We start from the raw sequence: 18,716 nt of genomic DNA, 5'->3' as shown, positions 1-18,716 counted from the left end.
GGCAGGTCTCATGGTCGTGCTCGGCCGGCTGGGTGGACGCCTGGCCGAGGTCAGCGCGGCGGCGAGACCCGGCCGACGAGGCCTCGGTAGCGCTCGAGGGTCCGGTAGGCCTTGCTCGACTTGAGTTCGTCGAGTTCCTCGAGGGGGCCGACCGTGGCGAGCAGGTCGGCTTGCAGGGCACCGATCTCGTCGCGGAGGGTCGCGATCTCCTTCTCGAGCCTCCTGACGGTGATGAGATGCCCGTCGCCCTCCCGCACGGCGTTGCGGAGTCGTTCCTGCTGCAGCGTGGCCCAGGTGAGCATCGCCGGACGAGACGTCCGCGGTCGTGCCCTCGACGTCGCCAGCGCGAAGGACGCCGTGACCGTCGGCAGGCGATCGTCGTAGGAGTGACGGCTGAGGACGACGTCGCGGAGGGATCCCACGAGTTGTGCCGTCGCCTCCGGTGTGGCGAGGAGGCCCAGGGCCACGTCCCGGAGCGAGTCCGCATCGGAGTACACGGGCAGCTCACCGAGGCCGAGTTCGTCGAGCCCGTCCCGGGTGTTCACCAGGGGAAGGGCACCACAGGCCAAGGCCTCGTAGAGACGGCTGTTGTGCGTGCCGAATTCGCGCGCGGGATCGATGAGGTCGTCGACGACCAGGACGCTCCGACCGTAGACCCCGCGAAGGGAGAAGAAGTCGACACGGTCGTGGTGCCGGATGTGGGGCGACCTCTCGAGGTGGGCTCCGTTGGCTCCGAACCAGTCGACCGGAACCGTCTCCGCCAACCGGTCGAGGGCGCGCTGGATCTTGCGTTCGGCGCCCCAGAAGTTCGCCGTCGTGACGACCTGCAGGTCGCGAGGGACGCCGGGCGCGTCGAAGACGTCGGGGTCGACGGCGATCGGGACGATCTCGACCGGTCCGTCGTAGGCGGCGGACACGTGACGCGCGGCCGCCCCTGATGAGGCCCAGACCGCGTCGAAGTCGTCCAGGTACGGGAGCCGGGCCCACGACGCCGTCCAGTTGCGGACCCACGCGACCGTCGCCGTGGACGGCGGCAACAGGCCGGGCACGAACGACTCGATCATGACCACGGCCACGTCGGCCGCCTCGTCGGGCGCGTCGTCCCATCGTTCGGTCGGCCAGAACGAGACGCCCCATCCGATGCGGTGCAGGGCGGCCGCGAGGCCGAGGGCGACGTAGAGGTCGCCGGCCCCCTGGCCCAGGTCGACGGTCGACACGCAGAAGAGGACGCGGCCACGATCGCCGTCTGCCAGCTCGTCACGCGCCAGGGCCTGGTAGAGATCGGATGCGTCATGCGTCGACGTGTGGGGGGCGGGTGCGTCAGGGGTCATCGTCTCGGGTTCTGTCGATCGATTCGGGGTGGCTTCGAGCGGTGAGGCCGGATCGGCGCTCCCGGCGAAGACCGGTCGTCACTCTACCGGTGGGCACGGCTGCCGCACCCTTCCGCCCGGTTCGGCCACCGGGGTGCCGACGGTAAGGTGGACGGGCCATGGCGCTGTCCGCGCCCTCGTCGTCCTCGGGACGGACGACGTCGCGCCGACCAAAGGGAGTCATCACGTGAAAGACCGCAGACCGGGCGTCGTCTCCGTCGTCCTCGTCAACTACAAGGGGACGGACGACACGCTGACGAGCATCGAGGGGTTGGCCGCTCAGGACTGGCCCGCCGACAAGCTCGAGATCATCGTCGTCGACAACGACTCGGGTGCGGACCACGTCGCCCGCCTCAAGGCGTCGTCGCTCGAGTTCACCCTGATCGAGTCGGGGGGCAATCTCGGCTTCACCGGAGGGTGCAACCTGGGCGTCGAACAGTCCTCGGGCGAGATCGTGGCCTTCCTGAACAACGACGCCCGCCCCGACGTAGCCTGGATCCGGGCCGCGATGGACACCTTCGCCTCCGGAGCCGACATCGGAGCCGTGGCCAGCAAGGTCCTCGACTGGGACGGGGTCAACGTCGACTTCACCGAGGCGGCCATGACCTGGTACGGCATGGGCTACAAGCCGCACGCCGGGGGGCCCGACACCGGCGCCTGGGAGACCGAGAAGGACGTCCTGTTCGGGACGGGCGCGGCCATGTTCATCCGGGCCGAGCTCTTCGACCAGCTGGGCGGGTTCGACGACCGCTACTTCATGTTCTACGACGACGTCGACCTCGGATGGCGCCTGAACCTGCTGGGCTGGCGATTCCGCTACCAGCCACGCTCGATCGCCTACCACAAGCACCACGCGTCGATGAACAAGTTCGGTGACTTCCGCGAGACCTACCTACTCGAACGCAACGCCCTCTTCACCCTGTACAAGAACCTGGGCCAGGAGCAGCTCGACAAGGCTCTGCCCGGTGCGCTCGCACTGGTCGTGCGGCGTGCCGTCGGACGCAGCGAACTCGATTCGACCGAGCTCGACCTGCGGAACCCGGGCGACGATTCCGTCGAGACGCGGCCCGTCCCGAAGAAGGGCATGGCAGGCATCTACGGCATCGACCAGTTCGTCGAGATGTTGCCCTCGCTGACCGAATCCCGGCGCGAGATCCAGGCCTCCCGGGTCAAGGACGATCGTCAGCTGCTCGATCTCTTCGGCAACCGTGACGAACCCGCATACCCGATCGAGAGCTATCTCGCGGGGTACGACAAGATCGTCGCCTCCCTCGACGTGCTCGAGGTCGTCAAGCGGCGTCGCGTCCTCATCGTCACCGGTGACTCCATCGGCGCCAAGATGGCGGGACCAGCCATCCGTGCGACGAACATGGCACGAGAACTCGCCCTCGAACACGACGTCCGCGTCGTCAGCATGACGCGATCCACCCCCATCGACGAGACCTACGACGTCGTGACCGTGCCGCACCGCCATCCGAAGCAGATGGTCGAGCACGAGGCCTGGGCGGACGTCATCATCGTGCAGGGACATGCTCTGCGACTCTTCCCCTCGCTCGAGAAGACGCGCAAGGTGCTCGTGGTCGACGTCTACGACCCCCTGCACCTCGAGCAGCTCGAACAAGGTCGCAGCACCGACGTCGAGGCCTGGGACCGCCAGATCCTCGACGCCGCCGACACCCTGAACCACCAGCTCGAGCTCGGCGACTACTTCATCTGTGCCTCGGAGCGCCAGAGGCTCTTCTGGCTGGGTCAGCTCGCGGGCTCGGGTCGCGTCAACGCACGCACGTACTCGCGTGACCCCGAACTGCGCAGCCTCATCGGCGTCGTTCCGTTCGGCCTCTCGTCGACGCCGCCCCAGCACGATCATCCCGTCCTCAAGGGGGTCCTCCCGGGAATCGATGCCGACGACAAACTAGTCGTCTGGGGAGGCGGCATCTACGACTGGTTCGATCCCATCACCCTCGTCCGCGCCATCGCGTCCCTTGCGAGCAAGCGACCCGAGGTCAAGCTCTTCTTCATGGGAGTGCAGCACCCGAACCCCGACGTCCCCGAGATGGACATCGTGGCGAAGGTGCGGACGGTCTCCGACGAGCTGGGGCTCACGGACGTCAACGTCTTCTTCAACGACGCCTGGATTCCCTACGACGACCGAGGTGCCTTCCTCCGCGAAGCCGACGCCGGCGTCTCGACGCACTACGAGCACCTCGAGACCACGTTCTCGTTCCGTACCCGCATCCTCGACTACCTGTGGGCCGAGTTGCCCATCGTGACGACGGCGGGCGACTCCTTCGCCGAACTCGTGGCGGTCGAGGACCTCGGAGTGGTCGTGGACGAACGCGACGTCGAGGGTCTCGCATCGGCCCTCGAATCGGTCCTCTTCGACGAGGAGGCGCGCCGACGTCACGTCGGAAACGTCACCAGGGTGCGTGAGCAGTTCACCTGGGAGAACGTCCTCAAGCCCCTCGTCGAGTTCGTCCGCGAACCCGTCCGTGCGGCGGACAAGACGGGTGGTACCGGTGACGTGGAGCACGCCGTGCCCACGCACGCGAAGGTCCAGGTCCGCAACCGGCGCAAGCAGTACGGCATCCGGCACGACGTCGGCCGCGTCTACCACTACTACCGCAGCGAGGGCGTGCGAAGCGTCCTCGCGAAGGTCAAGCGCCGCATCGACACCCGCTGAGACGCGAATTCCGAGGGCGACACCCCGGCGCCGCCCGGGTCCGATGGACGGACCCGGGCGGCGTCGTGTGTCAGGCGTCCCTGGACGCCGAGACGGCCGCCGGGGATGCCGTGGCCTCGACGGACCGGCGAGCAGCCGGCTCGTCGCGCCCGGGCGCCGAGCCCGACATCGCCCGCGCGGTCAGGACCGCCCCGGTGGCCCAGACGGCCGCGAAGACGACGGTCCACACGATCCAGCCTCCCGACGGTGCCCACCGGGGGTCGGTGAACATCGCACCCCAGCCACCGCTCTGGTCGGACCAGCCGACCACGTAACGACGGAGGGTCCAGACGAACGTGTGCAGTTGCATGACCCCGAGCGCTGCGAGGACGACGACGACGAGCGTCTTCATCCGCCCGGTGGTCGGAGCGGGGAACGCCTCGTCGAGGGCTGCGCCGGCCGAGAGCAGGACGCAGACCAAGACGGCCAGGATGTACCGGGACTGCCAGATGTAGCCGTAGTCGGTCACGGCGATGCCCTGGATGATCGGAGGGGCGACCACGAATGCGAGGGCGAGCACGGCCGTACCGAGTCGCGCCGGACCGCGGCCGAAGACCAGGGCGGCCAGCACCAGCACGATCATGCAGCAGCTCCAGAGGACGACGGTCGTCGCAGGGGCCGGCGCGTCGAGCCAGCCGAAGATTCCGACGTAGCCCTGCCCGTTCTCGAACGTGAGGAAGATCATGCGGATGAAGCCCGACTCGAAGGTCGAGCCCACGCCCGGATTCGGGACGGTGGGGCTCAGGCTCTGCGTGGCCAGCACCCACAGCAAGCTGAAGACCGAGGCCGCTCCGATGACGGCGGCCGCCACCCAGAACGCCACGCTGCGGAGGAGCCGTCGCCAGAGAGCGAGGTCGAGCGTCGAGGCGACGACGATCACGAGGAGCCAGAGGAGGCCGATGCTGCGGGTGTTCGCCAACAGGGCCGCCGAGACCGCGACCATGGCGATCCGATGGACGGGTAGCCCCTCGTCGGCACGTTCGCGGAGCAACGTCAGCCAGGCGAACAGGGCGACGGCCGCCGAGATCTCCATGCTGCTGGGATTCACCGAACCCGTGATGAACAGCACCATCGGAGTGGTGAGGACCACGACCGCCATCAACGACCAGCGGGACGACCGGCGCTGGACCAGGGCCGCGACGGCGGACGCGAGGAGGGCTGCGGAGAGGATCACGCTGAATCCCCGCATCGCGTAGAGGGACGCCTTGCCGTCGAGCACGAGGCTCGGTAGTCCGACGAAGGCGTAGTAGACGGGGTCGTACGAACCAGCCGTCGTGACGGCCGACGTGTCGGCGTCGGAGTCGCTGACGGTGGCCTGGCAGGAAGCGTCCACGTCGTCGTTGAAGGCGAAGCAGGGCAGGGAGGTCGTCTGGGCCACGTACTCCGGCACGGTGACGCGCGTCCATCCCTGTTGCTCGACCGGATCGCCGCTGAGCTGCCCCCGGACGACGGCGGCCGCGTGGATGGTGTGGGCCGGCTCGTCGGGAACCGACATGAGGGGGCTGGCGACCGCCCAGGCGCCCCCGAGGCCGCAGAAGACCGCGAACGCGGCGACGAAGACGGCCCAGGGGCGGGGGCGCCCGGCGCCGTGGACGACCCGGGGTCGTGCACCTCGGGTGCGGGAGTTCGTCGTGTCGTCCGTCATGGTCTCGGTGCGTGTCTCGATGGTGATGCTCCCCTTGGCGTCGCGGGCCCACGGCCCCCGACGATGGTACCGAACGGGCGGCATCGATCGGGCGAATAGAGTGTCTCCTCGGGTTCGGCAGCGTGCCCGGTGAGGAGACGCGACATGCCCCAGGTCGAAGACCGCAGCGCCGACGGCGTCCCGCCGGAGGCGACCGGAACGAGGTCGGTGCTCTCGGCGGCGGTGCTCTCGACCCTGGGCATCGGCGTCCAGGGGGTCTCGCGTCTCGCGTACACCGTCCTCATCGGGCGGGCGTTCGGCACCGAAGCGCTCGGTCACGCCAGCACGCTGCTCTCGCTCTCGATCTTCGCGGCGCTCCTCTGGCCCACCGCGGCCGGCAACACGGTCTCGCGGTTCATCGCCCTCGCGCTCCACCGCAGGGTGTCCGACGCCCAGCTGATCCGGGTCTTCTCCCTGAGCATGCTGGTGTCGTCCGCGATCCTGGCCGTGTCGGCCGTGCCCGTCGCCCTGCTCCTCGGCAACGGCCTCACGACCGCGGTGCTGGCTGCTTGGCTCGTCGCGGGTTACGGCGCCTACGCCTTCTGCCGTGGCGTCCAGCTCGGCTACCACCGCGCGGGACGGGTGGCCCTGTGGGACTCGATCGGGAGCGTCGTGAGCCTCGGCCTCCTCGTCGTCGTGTGCCTCGGCGGAGTCGGCGACGTCGTGCTGCTGCCCCTGGCCCTCGGTTACACGGTGTTCGCGTTGGCGTGCCGGCCCCGGGGGAACGGTTTCGCGACCGCCGACGACCTGCCGGAAGCCGACGGTGACGGCCGGCAGGAGGCCCTCGGTTTCGCCTCGTGGAACGTGGTGGCCGGGTTGACGACCAACGGTCTCCTCCAGCTCGCGATGATCGCCGCCCAGGTCTACGGGCCGGGAACGGCCGCGGGCGTGTACGCGGCGGCCTTCACCCTCGCCACCCCGGCGTCCATGCTCGGGCAGGCCGTGAGCCAGATCATCATCCCCGCCTTCGCGCACCGGAGTGGGCAGGTCTCGTTGCGTCAGCGCGGTCCCGTGCTGCTCCTGGTCGCGTTCACCGCCGTCTTCGCCGCGGTCTTCGGGGCCCTCGCGGCTCTCGCGCCCCTGTACCTGCCGTTGTTCTACCCCGCCGAGGCCGCCGAGGCCGTACCCCTGCTCAGGGTCCTGATCGTGGGCGTCTTCGTCTTCACCGTCGCGTTGATCCCCTCGGCGCTGCTGCTGTCGGCCGGCCGTTCGAAGGCCGTCGCCCTGACGTCCGTGGCCGGCTTCGTCGTCGGCGTCGCGGTGATGGTCGGGTCGGGGCCCGTGCTGGGCGTGCAAGCCGGGACGGTCGGGTTCGTCACCGGATCAGGCCTCAACCTGGTGGCGCTCCTCGTGCTCGGCTTCCGTGCACCCGTCGGCGCCTCGCCGGGGGACGTCGATCAGACGAGTCGGCGCGCGACGGCCCAGTAGGCGCGCATCGCGGTCTGGAGCACGCCGGCACCCTTGGGCAGCGGGAACACCTGCTGATCCAACGTCGCCGTGAGCAGCGGCACGAGGCTGCGGTCGGACGCCGTGCGCACCTCTTGGACCCAGTCGCGACGTTCGCGCAACCATGCCGAGTTGTCGGCGATCCAGCGACGCGCCCGCGCGTTCTCGGCCGACCACCCCTGCGCGCGTGCCACCACGCGCATGGCGACGTCGAGCGCGGTGGCGGGCAGCCACGTCAGGGCCCGGAGCCGAGGCCCGTAAGCCGTCCGCAGGAAGATCTGTCGGTTCTTCTCGAGCAGGTACATCTTGAGCGCGTTGCGACTGAACTCGTAGTGGTGCAGGACGACGGCGTCGGGCACGTAGACGACCTGCAACCCCTGCTGCCAGGTCCGCCAGCTCAGGTCGACGTCCTCGTGGTAGGCGAAGTACTCGTCGGCGAATCCGCGGAGGCGCAGCCAGAGTTCTCGGGAGATGACCAGGCCGGCGCCCGAAGCGGACGCGACCCGCGCCTCCTGGGCATGGTCCGCGGCGGGTTCGTCGAGCCCGCCGGCCCAGCTGAGTCCGACGACGTGGACGGGGTTGCCGGCAGAGTTCATGACCTCGGGGTCGGAGGCCAGGCGGATGCTTCCGCTGGCGATGCCCACCTCGGGGCGGGACGCGACGGCGACCAGCTTGGCGAGGGTGTCGGGCCGCACCTCGGCGTCGCTGTTGACGAGCGCGAGGAATTCTCCGTCGGCCAGTCGAGCCCCGAAGTTGACGCCGCCGGCGAACCCGAGGTTCTCGGAGGGTGTGACGACCCGGAGGCGCGGGTCGGTGGGCAGCGTCGAGACCGCATCGCTGGTGCACCCGTTGTCGACCAGGACCACGTCGACGTCGACGTCCGTGGAGGCGAGGACGGACGAGACCGAGTCGTGCAGGACGGGCTCGTCGCCGTAGGCGAGGGTCACCACGGTGACGCGGGGGAGTCCCATCAGGCCTGATCCGTCCGGTGGACGGAGCGTTCGAGTCGACGGATGCGTTCGTCGTGGAGGGCGACGTCCTCGGCCAGCGTGCGCGTCTTCTCTTCGAGCACCGTGAGTTCGGCGCTGTGCTGCACCGAGACCAGGAACAGGATGATCGTGCTCAGGAAGAACCCGAGGTTGGTCGGTGCGGTGATGCCGAGTGTCGCGGCGGCGCCGGTCAGGATGCCGGGGAAGACGGCCACGACGAGCGCCAGCACCCCGGCGAAGATCCACCAGAGGGCGTGGCGTTCGCGCACGCGTCGGCGACGGAGCATCTCGAAGACGACGTAGAGGACGAGTACGGCAGACACGATGCCGAAGACGTAGGTGGTGACGCTCATGTGGTGGGGGCCTCCACGCTGAGGGCGAGCGGGGGCCGCCACAGGGCGATGATCAGGGCGAGGCCCGCCCGTCCGAGGTAGACGGCGGCCTTCACGGGGTTGTGGGACGGGGTGCCGCCGGCCCGGGGGCGCATCGAGACGGGCACCTGGGTGATGGAACACCCGGCCCGGGCCGCCAGCACGAGGGACTCGACGGTGTCACCGAGGTACTCGGCGGGATAGTGCTGGGCGAAGATCTCGATCGCCCGGGGCCCGGCGCCGCGGAACCCCGAGGTCGTGTCGGTCAGCTTCGTCCGCGCGATCCGACCGATGACCGCCGCCAGCACGACCATCGCCCATCGGCGGGGACCCGTGACCTGGTAGTCGCCCTCGCCGGCGAAGCGGGCGCCGATGGCCACGTCGACCGACGCCAGGGCGTCGAGGATGAGCGGGACTCCCGACGGGTCGTGCTGACCGTCGGAATCGACCTGGACGACGTACCGGAAACCGTGTTGCTGCGCGTACTTGAAGCCGGTGCGCATGGCGCCACCGACCCCCAGGTTGAAGGGCAGGTCGAGCACGGTCGCTCCGGCGGATCGCGCCCGGGCGACCGTGTCGTCCCGCGAACCGTCGTTGACGACGAGGACGGTGACGCCGGGCAATTTGTCGAAGACCTCGGTGACGACGTCGGCGACGACGTCCTCTTCGTTGTACGCGGGCATGACGATGAGAGTCTGCGCCAGGGCCGATGACATGGTCCCGATGGTACCAACAGGTCGGGCCCCGACCGGCACAATGAGCCCATGACGACATCGACCCCGACCCCTGCGATCCGTGCGGTCACGCCCGGTCCGGGTGGACGGCCCGGTCGTCCGACGCGCCGAGGTGCTCGTGCTCCGGCCGCGGTCGCGATCGCCGTCGTCGCCGCCCTCGTGGCCTGGCTGCGGTTGCCCCCGGCGGCCCGCGACACGCTCTGGGCCGAGGACGGGCGGGTCTTCGTCCAGCAGCGAGCGGCCGGCGGGCCGTTCGAGAGCTGGTTCGTCCCCTACGACGGTTACTTGCACGTCGTCCCCCGCATCGTGGCGGATCTCGCGTGGTCGTGGCTTCCCGTCGGCAGCCTCGCGTCGGGTGTCACGGTCCTCTCCTGTCTCGTCGCCGGCGTCGTGACCGCCGGGGTCTGGTGCTGCTCCCGCGGCCTCGTGGCGTCACCGGTCGTCCGGCTCGCACTCGCGGCCGTGACGGTCCTCGTGCCGCTCGCCCCGCTCGAGGTGTCGGGCAACCTCGCCAACCTGCACTGGTACCTGCTGTGGCTCACCCCGTTCCTGCTGCTGCACCGACACCGGAGCGCGACGTCCACCGTGCTCGCCTCCGTGGCGGCACTGCTCATCGGCCTCACCGAGATCCAGGCCGTCCTCCTCGTGCCGCTCGTCGTCCTGGCCCGGCTCGTCCGCCGTCGGACGACTTCGTCGCGACGCGACCTCGTCCCCGTGGCCGTCCTCTGCGCGGCGCTCGTCGCCCAGCTCGTCGTCGCGGCCCTGACGCCCCGGGCGGATGCCCCGGGTGCCGCCTCGACGGTGCCGCAGGTCGTCCTGGGCTACCTCACGTCCGTCGTCCTCGGCACCTGGGTGCCCTCGGCTTCCGTGATGGGTGACCTGCTCGACCGCGCCGGATGGCCCGCTGTCGTGGTCGCGGCCGTTCCGTTCGTGGCGTCGGCGCTGGTCGTGGTCCGGTCCTCCCGGCGCTCGACCGTCCGCGGGTCGGACGATGACGCATCGGGTCGGGTGGCGTCCGGGCGGATGGTCCTCGCCTCCGTGGTGGCGGTGGCGTCGATCGGTCTCTGGACGCTCGACGTCGTGGTGAACCACGGTCCCGACACGAAGTTCTGGTTCGCCGACCCCGGACGGGTGGCCGAACTCGGGCTGACCCGCTACGGGGTGGTGCCGTCGATGTTCCTCGTCGTCGTCGTGCTGTGCGCCGTCGACGCGCTGCTCCTCTCGACACGACGACGTCTCCGGGCGGCGGGCGCGGCCGCCCTCGTCGTCCTCGCCGTCGTCGCGGCGACCTGGTTCGTCGGCCCGGACACGGTGCGCGCCGACGGGCCCCGGTGGGAGCGTTCGTTGGGGACCGCCGGGGACGTCTGCGACGGCGGGGCGGAGGTCGCCGACGTGGCCGGCGCTCCGGCGGGCTGGGGGGCCCTCCTGCCCTGCGACGTCGTCGACGACGTCCCCTGAACGCTCGACTCGTGTGGGCCGGATCGGGTGCTCGGTCTAGAGTCGTCATCGGCGTGCCCCCCAGGGCCCAGCCGACCGGAACGCCGACGCGTCGCCGGTTCCCCGCAACCGGAAGCCCCGCATGACCACCTCCGCCCACACCGGCGCCGGCGCACTCGTCGTCCTCCCCACCTACGACGAGGTCGAGAACCTCCCGATCATCCTGGGGCGCCTCTTCGCCGCCGTCCCCGAGATCCACGTGCTCGTGGTGGACGACGGCAGCCCCGACGGCACCGGCGAGCTCGCCGAGACGATGGCCGCCGACGACGACCGCATCCACGTGGCGCACCGCACCGGCAAGCTCGGGCTCGGGTCCGCCTACGTCATGGGCTTCGGCTGGGGTCTCGAGCGGGGCTACGACGTCGTCATCGAGATGGACGCCGACGGCTCGCACCCGCCCGAGAGGCTGCCCGAGATGATCTCGCTCGTCAGCGCACCGGGTGCGTCGACGCCGAGCCTCGCGATCGGGTCCCGGTGGGTCCCGGGCGGCTCGGTCGTCAACTGGCCGGTGTCGCGCCAGGTCCTGAGCCGCGGCGGCAACCTCTACGCCCGCCTGGCCCTCGGGTTGCAGCTCAAGGACGTCACCGCCGGTTTCCGGGCCTACACGCGTGAGGCCCTCGAGGCGATGGACCTCACGGGCATCGACTCGAAGGGGTACTGCTTCCAGGTCGACATGACCCTCCGCGTCCTCGACGGCGGGGGGCGCGTCGTCGAGGTGCCCATCGAGTTCCGCGAACGCGAGCTCGGTGAGTCCAAGATGAGCCAGGCCATCGTCGTCGAGGCCATGCTGCGCGTCACGCAGTGGGGCTTCCGGCGCCGCCTGCAGACCCTGCTCGGCAACCGCCCCGGGCCGCGCTGGGTCGTCGAGGACTGAAGCGGCGCGCCGGGTCGCGACCGGCGACCGACGTCCGCGACGGCACCCGACCGAGCCGCGCCTCCTACCGGCGGTTCGCCTGCGGCAGCCGTGACCGCCACGACCGCTTGCGGGCGGCGATCGTCGCGATGGCGACGAAGGTCATCAGGGTTCCCTCGAACAACACGAAGCTCTCGGCGACGGCGGTGACCCCGATCAGCACCAGGACGAGCGCCGGCCAGACGTACGCCACGATCGGGTGACCCGACGCCGTGATCCAGCTGCGCACGAACGCCAGGGTGCCGGCCACGACGAGGAGCAACCCGCCGACCAGGCCCAGTTGCAGCCAGATGTCGAAGAACGCGTTGAGCCCCGTCTCGTGCGGTCGGCCGCTCGGCGCGATGATCGTCGAGTACGGGAAGATCCCGGTCGGCCACTGCCCGACGAAGCCCCACCCGACGATGTCGTGCACCGCCGCCAGTTCGCGGATGCGCGCCCAGAGCAGCGACCGCACCGACAGGTCGTTGGTCGCGTCCACCGCGTCCAGGAGGCGCGAGCGACCCGCGTAGGCCAGCCCACCACCCAGCACCACGATCACCGCGAAGACCGATTGCATGAGCGACCGTCTCGACTCGGGAGCTCGGCGCAGCGCGTCGAGCGCCACTCCCGCCACGATCAGGACGATGACCGCGATCGCCGTCGCGGGGGAGCGGGCGAAACCGAGCGCCGTGAGGGCGAGCACGCCCGAGGCGACGGCCTGCCGCCGAGGGACCGACCGGGTGAGGAACTCGACGGCGAACGTGATGACCGCGAGCGTCGCCAGGAAGCCCAGGTAGTTGCGGGTGCCCGAGATGCCCTGGATCGGACCGCCCGCGGCGAGCTTGCCCTGGATTCCGAGGAACGCGATCGGTTGGTCGATCAGCAGCCCGCTCAGCACCTCGAGCGACAGCGACACGACGAGCAGGATGCGGAGCGCGTCCCCGAAGGCCCGCACCACCTGGACCAGGTCGCGGCCCAGGGCCAGGTACAGCCCGAGGGCGCCGAACCCGACCGCGTAGGCCACACCGCCGACGGTGACCCAGGTGTACTCGCTCCAGAAGACGCTCAGGGCCATGAAGCCGAAGAGGGCGATGAGCGAGACCGGCAGGATGCCGTGCCACTCGATGTGGTGTCGGCCACCGACCAGGGAGAGGGTCGCGAGCACCACGAGGGTGCCCAGGACGGCGAGCGAGCCCGGCCACCCCATCAGGGCGCGGACCGACTGGGTCGAGAACGCGTAGAGCACGATGGCGACCGAGAGGGCCTGCGAGAAGTGCCCGCCGGCCGAGAAGCCGATCCAGGCCGAGAGGTACCGGCGCAGGGGATCGCGGCTGCGGTCGACCCCGTGGCCGTGGCCGGAGGTCACCGGTCGTGGCCCGTCCAGCCGAAGGGGTCGCGGCGCGTCACGAGCACGACGACCACGAACGTGGCCCAGCCCCACTCGACGATCAGGCGGGACTCGGTCAACCCGTGGACGAGCAGGGCCGTCACGAGCAGCAAGGGCAACAGGTCGAGGGCCGACCACGGGGCCGCGACCCCGCGCGAGAGCATGCGGCGGTCGACGGCCCACCACCACGATCTCAGGACGACGCCGACGATCGTGAGTCCGAACAGGGCGAGGCCGATCCAGCCCAGCTGGAACCAGACGTCGAGGTACGCGTCGTGCGCCTGCAGGTACACCACGCCGTTGCGCTCGGCGAGGTCGGTGAACGGTTCGACGAACGGGAACCAGTAGCTGACCCAGCCCCAGCCCACGACGGGGTGCTGGACGCCGAGGTCGTAGACGGCCGACCAGATGTCGGTGCGGCCCGTCAGGTCGCCGCTCTTCCCGAGCAGTGCGAGCAGAGGGCCGCGGGCGAGGACGGCCACCGTGACGGCCGCCAGCACGACGAGCGCCGCCACGCCGAGGACGGGCCCCCGTCGGCCGGGCTCGCGGCGTCGGGTCGCCACCACCAGCAGCGACACGAGGCCGACGGCGACCGCGACCACCGCGACGGTCGCCGACCGGGTCAGGGCGAGCGCCAGCAGCGAGGTGACGAGACCGACGACCGCCGTGCCGCGACCGATGGACCGGTCCGCCGCCTGGACCGCCGTGACGATCAGGGCGAGCAGGGCGATGATCGCGAGGATGTTGCTGTTGCCCTGCAGCCCCTGGATGCGACCGCCCTCGAAGAGCACGTCGCGCGACCAGAACCACGCCGCCGGCCGATCCGTGCAGTCCAGGTAGACCGGGCAGACGGGCTGGCGGACGACCAGTCCGACGACGACCTCGAAGAGCAGGGAGGCCACGACGTGGATGCGCAAGGCCCGTCCGAGGGCGGTCACGATGGTCGGCCACGAGGCGACGACGGTGACCGCCAGGGCGCCCACGGTCGTCATCAGCGTGAGGACGATGCCGATCGCCGAGCCGGCGGGGTACTGCGACCACGCGATCGAGACGACGGCGAAGAGCAGGAAGAGGACGAGGAGGCGCGGGAGGGTCCGTACCCGGGGCGGATGCCGCACGACGAGGACGACGGCGGCGACGACCATCGCCACGCAGGCCGCCCCCCAGCCCCACCAGCCGGTGCCGTTGCGGAGGACGTCGCCACCGAACAACACGAGGAACGCCAGCGTCGCGAACGTCGTGGCTCCGCGCGTCGGCGCCGTCCGGGCGGGCCGCGCGGGCAACGTCGTGGTCATGGGCACCAGGCTAGACGACGGGGGAGGCGCGGAGGAGCGACCGGGGGCCGCCCCTACCGGATCAGACGAACGCCGCCTGGCCCGTGATGCTGCGGCCCACGATGAGGGTGTTCATCTCGCGGGTGCCCTCGTAGCTGTACAGCGCCTCGGCGTCGGCGAAGAACCGGGCCACGTCGTACTCGAGCACGATGCCGTTGCCGCCCATGACCTCGCGGGCGTACCCCACCGTCTCGCGCATGCGGGCCGTGGTGAACGCCTTGGCGAGCGAGGCGTGCTCGTCGCGCTGGGTGCCCTCGTCGAGCATCTGCGAGCACCGCACCACCATGCCGATCGAGGCGGTGATGTTGCCGATGCACTTCACCAGCAGGTCCTGGATCAGCTGGTGCTTGGCGATGGGCTTGCCGAACTGCACGCGCTCGTTGGCGTACGCCAGGGCGGCCTCGTAGGCGCCGATCGAGTTGCCCACGGCCGCCCAGGCGACCTCGGCCCGCGTCAGGCGCAGCACGGCCGCCGTGCTGCGGAACGAATCGGCTTGCTGCAGTCGGTGGCTCTCGGGCACGCGCACGTCCTCGAGGGTGATGTCGGCGTTCTGGACGATGCGGAGGCTCTGCTTGTCCTCGATCTTGGTCGCCGTGTAGCCGGCGGTGTCGGTCGGGACGATGAAGCCCTTGACCTGGCCGTCCTCGGCGCTCTTGGCCCAGATGATCGTGATGTCGCTGAACGTGGCGTTGCCGATCCACCGCTTGGAGCCGTTCAGCACCCAGTCGTCGCCGTCGCGGGTGGCGACCGTGCGGAGTCCCTGGGCCGAGTCGGACCCCGACAGCGGTTCGGTCAGGCCGAAGGCGCCCACCAGGTCACCGCTCGCCATGCGGGGCAGCCACTCGGCACGCTGTTCGGGCGAGCCGCCGACGCCGATCGAGCCCATCGCGAGTCCGTTCTGCACGCCGACGAAGGTCGCGACGGACGCGTCCACGCGCGCGAGCTCGAGCGCGACCCAGCCGCGGAAGACGGCGGAGTTCTCGAACGGGCGCGTCTCCTCCCACGGCATGCCGAAGAGGCCCAGGCCGGCGAGGCCCTTCACGATCTCGTGCGGGAAGGTCGCGTCGGCCCAGTGGCGGTTCACCCCGGGCTTGACCTCGGTCTCGAGGTAGTGGCGAAGGTCGGCCAGCACGCCCTTCTCGCGGTCCGAGAGGAGGTCCTCGTAACCGTAGAAGTCGCTGACGAGGGAGGTGAACGAGGTGAGGGTCGCTGATGACATCCGTGCTCCATTGCTTCGTGTCGGGACGACAGGAGCCTAGGCAGCGCCCCAGCCGCCGCCAAGGGCTTGGTAGCTTTGAGCAACGCCCCGGCGTCGTCGACCTCACCGCTTTGTAGGGGGCGACCAAGCACGACCTCCGACAAGCAGGTAAAGCCATGTTCCTCGCCATCACCAACACGCCCCGCGACTACGCCTGGGGCTCGACGACGGCCATCGCCGACCTGCTCGGTCGTCGACCGAGCGGCCGCCCCGAGGCCGAGCTGTGGCTCGGTGCGCACCCGGGTTCGCCGAGCGTCGTCGTCGCCCCGGCGGTCGTGGGTGGTGCCGACACCCTCGCCGACTGGTTCGCCGCCGAGCCGGGCAGGGCGCTGGGCCGCGACCGGGACCACCTGCCGTTCCTGCTGAAGTTGCTCGCGGCCGACGGCCCGCTGTCCATCCAGGCGCACCCCACCCCCGAGCAGGCCCGCGAGGGCTTCGCGCGCGAGGACGCCGCGGGCATCCCGCTCGACGCCCCCGAGCGCAACTACAAGGACTCCTCGGCCAAGCCCGAGATCATCGTGGCGTTGAGCGACACCTTCGACGCCCTCTGCGGGTTCCGCGAGCCGGCCCGGTCCCTGGCCGACCTCGACCTCCTCGACGACGGCTCGGGGCGCCTCGACCTGCTCCGCCGACACCTGGCCGAGTCCCTGCGGTCGACCCTGGCCTTCCTCTTCCAGGGCGACGACGACTCGTCCGCCGCCATCGCGGCGGTGAGCGAACTCGCCGCCGCTCACCGGGCGGACGGCGCGGGCATCGCCACGGTCGTCGACCTGGCCGAGCGCTACCCCGGCGACCCCGGCGTGGTCGTCTCGCTGTTGCTCAACCGGGTGACGCTGCGTGCCGGGGAGGCGCTGTTCCTGCCCGCCGGCAACGTGCACGCCTACCTGGGCGGCTTCGGCGTCGAGCTCATGGCGCCCTCCGACAACGTGCTGCGCGGCGGCTTGACCCCCAAGCACGTGGACGTCCCCGAACTGCTGAAGGTCCTCGACTTCGAACCACTGCCCGTCCCCCGTCTCGACCCGACCACGGTCGCCCGGGGGGTCGAGCGCTTCGCGCCTCCCGGCACGGGATTCGCCATGCTGCGGGTCGACGCCGAGGGCCCGGGCGCCGTCGTCGAGATCGGCGGTCCCAGCATCGTCCTGGTCACCGCCGGAGAGGTCCACGTCAAGGGTCAGGACGGCACCATCCGGCTCGGTCGTGGCGAGTCCGCGTTCGTCACCCCCGACGAGGTCCGACTCGCGATGACCGGCGGCGGCACCGCCTACGTGGCGACGCCGGCCTGAGCCGGGCCGAGCGGCCGGGCGGAGCCGTCCGCTCCGCGTGACGTCCGGCTCCGCGCGCCCCACCCGGCGCTCGTGGTGGCACCCGTGACCCGTCGGGCACCCGATAGGTTGGCCCCATGTCATGGTTGGTCACCGGCGGTGCCGGGTACATCGGTTCTCACGTCGTCCGCGAGCTCACGGGGGCGGGCATCGACGCGGTCGTCCTGGACGACCTCTCGTCCGGCCTCGAGGCCTTCGTGCCCGCCGACGTCCCGTTCGTCCGGGGTTCCCTCCTCGACCGCGAGCTGATCGAGCAGACCATCGACCGGCACGGCGTGACCGGCGTCGTCCACGTCGCGGGCTACAAGTACGCCGGGGTCTCGGTCCAGCGGCCGTTGCACACCTACGACCAGAACGTCACGGGGACCGCCCGCCTCCTCGAGGCCATGTCGAGCCGGGGCGTCGACCGGATCGTGTTCTCGTCCAGCGCGGCCGTCTACGGCACGCCGCCGACCGAGCTCGTCACCGAGGACACGCCCAAGGCCCCCGCGTCCCCCTACGGCGAGAGCAAGCTGATCGGCGAGTGGCTGCTGCGCGACCAGGGGGTGGCCGAGGGCCTGCGCCACACCAGCCTGCGCTACTTCAACGTCGTGGGTTCGGGTCGGCCCGACCTCTGGGACGCCAGCCCGCACAACCTCTTCCCGCTCGTCTTCGCCGCGCTCGCCGAGGGCCGCGTCCCGCGCATCAACGGCGACGACTACGACACCCCCGACGGGACGTGCGTCCGCGACTACGTCCACGTCGCCGACCTGGCGGTCTCGCACGTCGCGGCGGCCCGCCGACTGGACGCGGGCGAGCCGGTCGAGCCGGCCTACAACCTCGGTTCGGGCGGCGGCGTCTCGGTCGCCGAGATCATGACCGCGATGCGCGAGGGCACCGGCATCGACTTCACGCCCGAGATCGCCCCGCGTCGTCCCGGCGACCCCGACCGCATCGTCGCCGACGGCAGCCTGGCGGCGCGCGACCTCGACTGGGAGATGCGGCACACGCTGCTCGAGATGGTCACCAGCGCCTGGCAGGCCGCGCCTCGCGGTTGACCGTCCGCCACGTACCCGACATCACCCGTTCCCGTCGAAACGTCCCCCGACACGCCGGGGCTCCCTTGCCCCTGATCGGGGGGTGGAGGGTTTATTGGCCCTCGACTTGACGGATGGGTAATGACACCGGTGTAATTACCTTGTCGCGTACATTCACGGGCGATCGACACGAGGGGAGATGCGCTGTGGGCATCCACGAGAACCGCGCCGGCGTCCCGGACGACTGGCACGTCGACCCGATCCAGCTGGGCGTCCCCGGCATCGGATCGTCGTCGCGCACCATCGTCGCCGACGACGAGAACCAGCTGGCCTGGCAGGCGGACTCGCTCTGCGCCCAGACCGATCCCGAGGCGTTCTTCCCCGAGAAGGGCGGCTCCACGCGCGACGCCAAGAAGATCTGCGCCTCCTGCGACGTCCGGGCCCAGTGCCTCGAGTACGCCCTGCAGAACGACGAGCGCTTCGGCATCTGGGGCGGGCTGTCCGAGCGCGAGCGTCGCAAGCTCCGCAAGCGGGCCTGACCCGCGCCTCCTCGGGTTCCGACGGCATCGACCCCTCCGGGTCGGTGCCGTTCCGTCGTGATGGCCCGAGGCCGCGGGGACCAGGAGGCGCGGGTCGTCACGTCTCGCCCGTCGCGTCGGCGCGCCGAGCCGGTGCCCGCGCCGGTGCGACCTAGGCT

15 protein-coding genes are annotated in these 18,716 nt (G+C 70.8%); 7 read left to right on the top strand and 8 right to left on the bottom strand.

Annotation, left to right across the window (positions count from 1 at the left end; all coding sequences use genetic code 11):
- Nucleotides 1–50: 50 nt before the first annotated feature.
- A complete protein-coding gene (locus tag ACVJ1F_RS08690; protein ID WP_456885634.1) occupies nucleotides 51–1,331 on the bottom strand; it encodes a glycosyltransferase family protein in 1,281 nt (426 codons plus the stop codon).
- Nucleotides 1,332–1,557: 226 nt separating this feature from the next.
- On the opposite strand from ACVJ1F_RS08690, the gene ACVJ1F_RS08685 reads away from it, so the two are divergent.
- Nucleotides 1,558–4,050 (top strand): glycosyltransferase, encoded by a 2,493-nt coding sequence (locus tag ACVJ1F_RS08685; protein ID WP_456885633.1) that lies wholly within the window; start codon nucleotides 1,558–1,560, stop codon nucleotides 4,048–4,050.
- Nucleotides 4,051–4,120: 70 nt separating this feature from the next.
- Here the strand turns inward: ACVJ1F_RS08685 and ACVJ1F_RS08680 are convergent, their stop codons facing one another.
- Entirely contained in the window at nucleotides 4,121–5,734 is a 1,614-nt protein-coding gene (locus ACVJ1F_RS08680; protein ID WP_456885632.1) for a DUF2142 domain-containing protein, read from the bottom strand.
- A gap of 144 nt (nucleotides 5,735–5,878) precedes the next feature.
- Between ACVJ1F_RS08680 and ACVJ1F_RS08675 the strand changes: the two genes are divergently transcribed.
- A complete protein-coding gene (locus tag ACVJ1F_RS08675) occupies nucleotides 5,879–7,201 on the top strand; it encodes a lipopolysaccharide biosynthesis protein (RefSeq protein WP_456885631.1) in 1,323 nt (440 codons plus the stop codon).
- Here ACVJ1F_RS08675 and ACVJ1F_RS08670 read toward each other — a convergent pair.
- The 3 genes from ACVJ1F_RS08670 to ACVJ1F_RS08660 are packed head-to-tail and all read right to left on the bottom strand — an operon-like array spanning nucleotide 7,171 to nucleotide 9,295.
- Nucleotides 7,171–8,190 (bottom strand): glycosyltransferase family 2 protein, encoded by a 1,020-nt coding sequence (locus ACVJ1F_RS08670; RefSeq protein WP_456885630.1) that lies wholly within the window; start codon nucleotides 8,188–8,190, stop codon nucleotides 7,171–7,173. The genes ACVJ1F_RS08675 and ACVJ1F_RS08670 overlap by 31 nt on opposite strands.
- Nucleotides 8,190–8,561 (bottom strand): DUF2304 family protein, encoded by a 372-nt coding sequence (locus ACVJ1F_RS08665; RefSeq protein ID WP_456885629.1) that lies wholly within the window; start codon nucleotides 8,559–8,561, stop codon nucleotides 8,190–8,192. Before ACVJ1F_RS08665 ends, ACVJ1F_RS08670 begins: the two co-directional genes overlap by 1 nt.
- Nucleotides 8,558–9,295, bottom strand: a complete 738-nt coding sequence (locus ACVJ1F_RS08660; protein ID WP_159825363.1) for a glycosyltransferase family 2 protein — start codon at nucleotides 9,293–9,295, stop codon at nucleotides 8,558–8,560. The genes ACVJ1F_RS08665 and ACVJ1F_RS08660 overlap by 4 nt, the downstream gene beginning before the upstream one ends.
- Before the next feature lie 48 nt (nucleotides 9,296–9,343).
- Here ACVJ1F_RS08660 and ACVJ1F_RS08655 point away from each other — a divergent pair, with 48 nt between their 5' ends.
- Together ACVJ1F_RS08655 and ACVJ1F_RS08650 are read left to right on the top strand one after the other, a co-directional pair.
- Nucleotides 9,344–10,771 carry a hypothetical protein gene (locus ACVJ1F_RS08655; RefSeq protein WP_456885628.1) on the top strand — a complete coding sequence of 476 codons (1,428 nt, stop codon included), beginning with the start codon at nucleotides 9,344–9,346 and terminating at the stop codon, nucleotides 10,769–10,771.
- 121 nt (nucleotides 10,772–10,892) lie between these two features.
- Nucleotides 10,893–11,684 carry a polyprenol monophosphomannose synthase gene (locus ACVJ1F_RS08650; RefSeq protein WP_123570427.1) on the top strand — a complete coding sequence of 264 codons (792 nt, stop codon included), beginning with the start codon at nucleotides 10,893–10,895 and terminating at the stop codon, nucleotides 11,682–11,684.
- A gap of 64 nt (nucleotides 11,685–11,748) precedes the next feature.
- Here the strand turns inward: ACVJ1F_RS08650 and ACVJ1F_RS08645 are convergent, their stop codons facing one another.
- The 3 genes from ACVJ1F_RS08645 to ACVJ1F_RS08635 form a co-directional block, all read right to left on the bottom strand.
- Nucleotides 11,749–13,068 (bottom strand): exopolysaccharide production protein, encoded by a 1,320-nt coding sequence (locus tag ACVJ1F_RS08645; RefSeq protein WP_456885627.1) that lies wholly within the window; start codon nucleotides 13,066–13,068, stop codon nucleotides 11,749–11,751.
- On the bottom strand, nucleotides 13,065–14,384 hold the full coding sequence (locus tag ACVJ1F_RS08640; RefSeq protein ID WP_456885626.1) for an O-antigen ligase family protein: 1,320 nt from the start codon (nucleotides 14,382–14,384) through the stop codon (nucleotides 13,065–13,067). Before ACVJ1F_RS08640 ends, ACVJ1F_RS08645 begins: the two co-directional genes overlap by 4 nt.
- A gap of 61 nt (nucleotides 14,385–14,445) precedes the next feature.
- Nucleotides 14,446–15,642 carry an acyl-CoA dehydrogenase family protein gene (locus tag ACVJ1F_RS08635; protein WP_456885625.1) on the bottom strand — a complete coding sequence of 399 codons (1,197 nt, stop codon included), beginning with the start codon at nucleotides 15,640–15,642 and terminating at the stop codon, nucleotides 14,446–14,448.
- A gap of 155 nt (nucleotides 15,643–15,797) precedes the next feature.
- Here ACVJ1F_RS08635 and manA point away from each other — a divergent pair, with 155 nt between their 5' ends.
- The 3 genes from manA (at nucleotide 15,798) to ACVJ1F_RS08620 (ending at nucleotide 18,558) form a co-directional block, all read left to right on the top strand.
- Nucleotides 15,798–16,964, top strand: coding sequence for a mannose-6-phosphate isomerase, class I (gene manA / locus ACVJ1F_RS08630; RefSeq protein ID WP_456885624.1), 1,167 nt, complete (start codon nucleotides 15,798–15,800; stop codon nucleotides 16,962–16,964).
- Between the two features lie 116 nt (nucleotides 16,965–17,080).
- Entirely contained in the window at nucleotides 17,081–18,040 is a 960-nt protein-coding gene (gene galE / locus ACVJ1F_RS08625; protein ID WP_056046313.1) for a UDP-glucose 4-epimerase GalE, read from the top strand.
- Nucleotides 18,041–18,225: 185 nt separating this feature from the next.
- On the top strand, nucleotides 18,226–18,558 hold the full coding sequence (locus ACVJ1F_RS08620; RefSeq protein WP_173151170.1) for a WhiB family transcriptional regulator: 333 nt from the start codon (nucleotides 18,226–18,228) through the stop codon (nucleotides 18,556–18,558).
- Nucleotides 18,559–18,716 lie beyond the last annotated feature (158 nt).

The organism is Frigoribacterium sp. 2355 (assembly GCF_054060695.1).
This window is presented reverse-complemented; position numbering and strand designations above follow the sequence as displayed.

Coding starts and splice junctions, on each gene's coding strand:
- galE (WP_056046313.1), top strand. CDS start 17,081: ATGTCATGGTTGGTCACCGGCGGTGCCGGGTACATCGGTTCTCACGTC.
- manA (WP_456885624.1), top strand. CDS start 15,798: ATGTTCCTCGCCATCACCAACACGCCCCGCGACTACGCCTGGGGCTCG.
- ACVJ1F_RS08640 (WP_456885626.1), bottom strand. CDS start 14,384: ATGACCACGACGTTGCCCGCGCGGCCCGCCCGGACGGCGCCGACGCGC.
- ACVJ1F_RS08690 (WP_456885634.1), bottom strand. CDS start 1,331: ATGACCCCTGACGCACCCGCCCCCCACACGTCGACGCATGACGCATCC.
- ACVJ1F_RS08670 (WP_456885630.1), bottom strand. CDS start 8,190: ATGGGACTCCCCCGCGTCACCGTGGTGACCCTCGCCTACGGCGACGAG.
- ACVJ1F_RS08680 (WP_456885632.1), bottom strand. CDS start 5,734: ATGACGGACGACACGACGAACTCCCGCACCCGAGGTGCACGACCCCGG.
- ACVJ1F_RS08675 (WP_456885631.1), top strand. CDS start 5,879: ATGCCCCAGGTCGAAGACCGCAGCGCCGACGGCGTCCCGCCGGAGGCG.
- ACVJ1F_RS08650 (WP_123570427.1), top strand. CDS start 10,893: ATGACCACCTCCGCCCACACCGGCGCCGGCGCACTCGTCGTCCTCCCC.
- ACVJ1F_RS08660 (WP_159825363.1), bottom strand. CDS start 9,295: ATGTCATCGGCCCTGGCGCAGACTCTCATCGTCATGCCCGCGTACAAC.
- ACVJ1F_RS08635 (WP_456885625.1), bottom strand. CDS start 15,642: ATGTCATCAGCGACCCTCACCTCGTTCACCTCCCTCGTCAGCGACTTC.
- ACVJ1F_RS08655 (WP_456885628.1), top strand. CDS start 9,344: ATGACGACATCGACCCCGACCCCTGCGATCCGTGCGGTCACGCCCGGT.
- ACVJ1F_RS08665 (WP_456885629.1), bottom strand. CDS start 8,561: ATGAGCGTCACCACCTACGTCTTCGGCATCGTGTCTGCCGTACTCGTC.